Genomic DNA, 5,046 nt, shown 5'->3' with positions numbered 1-5,046 from the left:
AAGTGAGGTGGCAACAAAGGTCATTGTTCCGTCTTTCCAGTCCCTTACCTGCTCTGCATCGACCGGATGAATTTCCGCCAGCCGGGTAATGGGATTCCAGTCCACCTGCTGGCCAGGTGTAAGCACAGCAAGTGAATGCACAGCATCTCTTCCTGCTATTTTCCGTGCCACACTCACTTTTCCGGTGGCTACTGATACGGTCAGGTGCTTCCCTTCAAAAGCACTGATCTTAAAGGAGGTTCCCAATACTTTGGTCTGAACAGAGCCGGTATGAATAATGAAAGGGTGCGCAGGGTCTTTGGTGATCTCAAAGAAAGCTTCACCCCCCAAAGAAATTTCCCTATTTACTGCGTTGAACTTTTCAGGAAACCTAAGGCGGCTTTCTGCGCCCAGATAAACAACGGAACCATCGGGCAATATGAGCCTTGACCGCTGGCCTTTGGGATTTATTTTTTCAAGCATCGAGATCGTATCGTTCTTTTTTCCCGATATTCTCCCTGCGTTAAAAAAATATAAGCCTATACTGAACATCAGCACACAGGCGGCCGCATATTTCAGCCAGGAACGGCGCCATAAAGGGGAGGCAGGAGGATCAATATATTTTTCATGGAAACGCTTGTTCCAATACCTACTCAGTTCTTCATCGGGTATATCTGCCTCAAAATTTTCAAAATCCTCTTCCAGCAATTCGTCAAGAGCCTGCTGCCACCGTGGGTGCAGCAAAAGCTCTTTTACCAGACGGGTTTCTTCTGCAGTGCATTTCCCCTGCATATACCTCACCAGTAATTCCCTGTCCATTGATTCTTCCATAGCAAAAGCATTTATAAGCGCCTCTATAGAGTATACCGTAAGAAACAGGAAAGTTCCCGGTGCAAAAAATCACTTTTTTACGAAACAAAACATAAACAGCTGATTATCAGAAGAAATAATTAAAAACCAAACCGCCGCCCAGGAGATGCCCTGCCAGATAGGTGGGTAAGTGAATATTAAAAGGTCAGCAGAACGATCAGAAAAACAGTAATATCGGTATGTTTTTTCAGGTAATTCCTCACAAAGGAAATGGATTCGCTTAAGTAACCGTCCACTGTTTTAACTGAAATGTTCAACTCGCAGGCGATCTCTTTATAGCTCATGCCCTGTTCCTGCCTCATTTTCAGCACAAGTCTTTTCTGAGGGCTCAAATAATCAAGGCTATTCTGATAAATGTTACTTAATTCAGTCGACAGAAGCATATCGTCGGCCTTTACCGGACACTGGGGCTCATCACAGATCTCTTCCATGTTGATAAGGGTGATTCGTTTTTTGCGGTAATTGTCGGAAATAGCCGTTTTCAGGATATGAAAAAGAAAGGGGGAAAGAGAAATCTGCTCCTGTTCAAGTTCTTCCCTTTTTTGCCATACTTTGAGCATAATATCCATCACCAGTTCCTCTGCCAGCTCCGGGTCATTGGTGTGCCGAAGCGCAAACTGGTTAAGCTTGTAGAAATGGAGCTTGAATAACTGGTCAAAAGCCTGCTCATTTCCATTTTTCCAACTGGAAATCAACTCATACTCGCTTTTCGGCTTTAACAACATTTTAACCAATTTTTCCCCTCAAAAATACCCAATAGAGGGATAACAACATGTTAAATATATATTAACAAATAGTTGATTAACAAAGCACAGGAGGGAAATCAATAAGGGTTAAAATGAATACAGCGCCTGACTTGCAAGCGCTGTATCGTGGGGTGGTCTCGACGGGAATCGAACCCATATCTAAAGTTTAGGAAACTTCTATTCTATCCGTTGAACTACGAAACCATTTAGTAACGGGCGCAAATATAGCAATAAAACTTTTTGTTTAACAACAAATTTAGATTACCTGATCACACTGCCATTACTGTGATTTTGCGTTGGCGCAACAAAAGTCAGTTTTCCATCTGAATCCTCAGACATCAAAATCATACCCTGCGATAAAATCCCCTTGATTTCTCTTGGCGCAAGATTAACCAATACACTCACCTGCTGCCCGATAATCTCTTCCGGTTTAAAATATTCCGCAATACCAGATACAACGGTCCGCTGATCCAGTCCTGTATCCAGGGTCAGTTTCAACAGTTTTTTCGTTTTCTCTACTTTCTCAGCAGCCACAATCGTAGCCACTCTAATGTCCATTGCAGAAAAATCCTCAAACTGAATATTTTCTTTTGCAGGAGCAGCTACCGTATTCGCCAAAGAGTTTTCAGCTTTACTTTTGTTCAGTTTATCAATCTGTGCCTGTACCGTCTCATCTTCAATCTTCTCAAACAACAACTGAGGCTCGCCTAACTGATGACCTCTGTGCAGTAAATGCATTTTTCCGGCATCTTCCCATAAGTGACCACCATAGTTCAGCATCTTCATCAACCGGTCTGCAGTAAATGGCAGGAAAGGCTCTATTAACACCTCTATGCTCGCCACAATCTGCAAACTGATGTTCAGGATTGTCCGTACACGATCTTCATCCGTCTTGATCACTTTCCATGGCTCCGTATCCGCTAAATACTTATTACCTAAACGGGCCACATTCATCACTTCACTCAGCGCCTCTCTAAACCTGTAGTTTTCTATAGAAGCACTGATCTTAGCCGGGTAAGCTGCCAGTTCATCTATCACTTCCTGATCCTCCGGTTTAACCTCCATTAACATCGGAACCTTGCCGTTAAAATACTTATGGGTCAATACCACAACCCGGTTCACAAAGTTTCCAAGTATGGCTACCAGTTCGTTGTTGTTCCGTGCCTGAAAATCTTTCCAGGTAAAGTCATTATCTTTCGTCTCCGGCGCTGTTGCCGTTAAAACATAACGAAGTACGTCCTGCTTATCTTTAAACTCCTCCAGGTACTCATTCAGCCATACCGCCCAATTCTTAGAAGTAGAGATCTTCTGTCCTTCCAGATTTAAAAATTCATTAGCCGGTACATTATCTGCCAATGTATATCCCCCATGAGCCATTAACATCGCCGGGAAGATAATACAGTGAAACACGATATTGTCTTTTCCTATAAAGTGAACCAGCTTTGTATCCTCATCTTTCCAGTAATCCTCCCAATCCCCTTTCTGAAGCGTATTCTGATTGATATAATATTCTTCTGCCTTAGGGTTCCATACATCTAAGCGAGCATATTCAAACAACTCTTTCGTTGCTGAAATATAACCAATAGGTGCATCAAACCATACATATAACACTTTGCCCTCTGCGTCCTTTACCGGAACTTTTACACCCCAGTCCAGATCACGTGTCATCGCCCGTGGCTGTAAACCAGCATTCAGCCAGCTCTGGCATTGTCCATATACATTCGGACGCCATTCTTTATGACCTTCAATATAAGTCCTTAACTGCTCCTCGTATTTATCCAGGGGAAGAAACCAGTTCTTTGTTTCCTTACGAACAGGCGGCTCTCCAGACAAGGTGGACTTAGGATTGATCAGGTCAGTCGCGTTTAAAGTACTGCCGCAATTTTCACACTGATCCCCATAAGCATTCTCATTCCCGCATTTTGGACAGGTTCCTGTGATATAACGATCGGCCAGGAAAGTCTGTGCCTTTTCATCATAATACTGTTCCGTAATTTCTTCTGTAAAAACACCTTTATTATACAGGTTCTCAAAAAAATCAGAAGCGGTCTGGTGGTGCATCAAAGAGGAAGTACGGTGATAGATGTCAAAAGAAACACCAAATTCTTTAAAAGAATCGCCAATGATCTTATGATACTTGTCTACAATAACCTGAGGGGTAACACCTTCTTTTTTCGCCTTCAACGTGATCGGCACCCCATTCTCATCCGAACCGCAAATAAAGCGAACATCTCTCTTATTGGAGCGTAAATAACGCACATAAGTATCTGCAGGCAGGTAAACACCAGCCAAATGGCCTATATGCACAGGTCCGTTAGTATAGGGTAATGCCGCCGTAACGGTATATCTCTTAATTTTACTGTTATCCAAAACTATTTTTATTATTTTGGCAAAGATAAGAGTTTTACAGATGATTAAACAGCCGCCGTACCTAAAAAAGGGAGACAAAATTGCAATCGTTTCACCCGCCAAATTTTTGCCCAAAGACATTGATTTTGCGATCAGCCTGTTTAAGCAATGGGGCCTTGAAGTTGTACTTGGAGAAAGTGTTTATGCGGCAGATCACCAGTTTGCAGGCAGCGACGAATTAAGAACAAAAGATCTGCAAAGATTTCTCGACGACAGCAGCGTGAAAGCCATTATCGCTTCAAGAGGGGGATACGGTGTGATTCGAATCATTGATAACTTAGACTTTAGTCTTTTTCTGGAAAATCCCAAATGGCTGGTTGGCTTTAGCGACATTACTGTACTCCTATCCCATCTGTTCGGAAAATTAAATACACAGAGCATTCATGCTCAAATGCCTTATACTTTTGACGACGCCACACCGGCATCCCTGGAATCGTTAAGAAAAGCCCTTTTTGGCGAGTCGCTTACCTACCACAGCAAAAATCATCCGCTTAACCGTCCTGGAACAGTCGAAGGTCTCCTCATCGGAGGCAACCTGACCTTATTGGTTATGGTACAGGGTTCTTTATCAGAAATGGACTACACCGATAAAATTCTGTTCATAGAAGACGTAGGAGAGCGCGAAGCTTCTGTAGACCGAATGATGCGCATGCTAAAGAGAAGCGGCAAATTAAGCCAGCTAAGGGGCCTTATCGTGGGCGCCTTTAATGAGATGGATGAGGAGAAAGTTCCATTCGGTCAAAGCCCTGAAGAAATTATCCTGAAAGTCGTAGAAGAATATAGTTACCCGGTATGTTTTCAGTTTCCTGTAGGACATATCGCAGACAACCAGGCGATCATCCTGGGTACCACCGGTCAGCTACATATAGACGGGCAACAGGTTACCCTGGTTCAACCCAATTAAAAAAGGTCTATAAACAAGAAAAGCCTGTAGTATGTACTACAGGCTTTCTTTAAGATTTGGCACCGACCTACTCTCCCACGTGTTACCGCAGTACCATCGGCTCTGGTGGGCTTAACTTCTCTGTTCGGAATGGGAAGA

Annotated in this window: 4 protein-coding genes, 1 tRNA gene and 1 rRNA gene; 1 reads left to right on the top strand and 5 read right to left on the bottom strand. The window is 43.2% G+C overall.

All coding sequences use genetic code 11. The annotated features are described in order from the left end of the window. The 4 genes from VNZ46_RS06015 to metG all read right to left on the bottom strand — a co-directional run. On the bottom strand, window positions 1-810 hold an 810-nt coding region (locus tag VNZ46_RS06015), incomplete at its 3' end, for a FecR domain-containing protein (protein WP_325559197.1). A 176-nt stretch (window positions 811-986) separates the two neighbouring features. Continuing rightward, window positions 987-1,574, bottom strand: coding sequence for an RNA polymerase sigma factor (locus VNZ46_RS06010; protein WP_325559196.1), 588 nt, complete (start codon window positions 1,572-1,574; stop codon window positions 987-989). Between the two features lie 153 nt (window positions 1,575-1,727). After that, window positions 1,728-1,799 (bottom strand) — tRNA-Arg (locus tag VNZ46_RS06005). Window positions 1,800-1,856: 57 nt separating this feature from the next. Next, window positions 1,857-3,965, bottom strand: a complete 2,109-nt coding sequence (gene metG, locus VNZ46_RS06000) for a methionine--tRNA ligase (protein WP_325559195.1) — start codon at window positions 3,963-3,965, stop codon at window positions 1,857-1,859. Between the two features lie 40 nt (window positions 3,966-4,005). Here metG and VNZ46_RS05995 point away from each other — a divergent pair, with 40 nt between their 5' ends. Next, on the top strand, window positions 4,006-4,908 hold the full coding sequence (locus VNZ46_RS05995) for an LD-carboxypeptidase (RefSeq protein WP_325559194.1): 903 nt from the start codon (window positions 4,006-4,008) through the stop codon (window positions 4,906-4,908). Between the two features lie 54 nt (window positions 4,909-4,962). On the opposite strand, the gene rrf is transcribed toward VNZ46_RS05995, so the two are convergent. After that, window positions 4,963-5,046 (bottom strand): 5S ribosomal RNA (rrf, locus tag VNZ46_RS05990); the annotation flags it as partial.

Origin of the sequence: Pedobacter sp. (genome assembly GCF_035566355.1) — a bacterium.
Classification (GTDB): domain Bacteria; phylum Bacteroidota; class Bacteroidia; order Sphingobacteriales; family Sphingobacteriaceae; genus Pedobacter.
The sequence above is the reverse complement of the archived record's forward strand: the minus strand, read 5'-3'. Positions and strand labels throughout refer to the sequence as shown.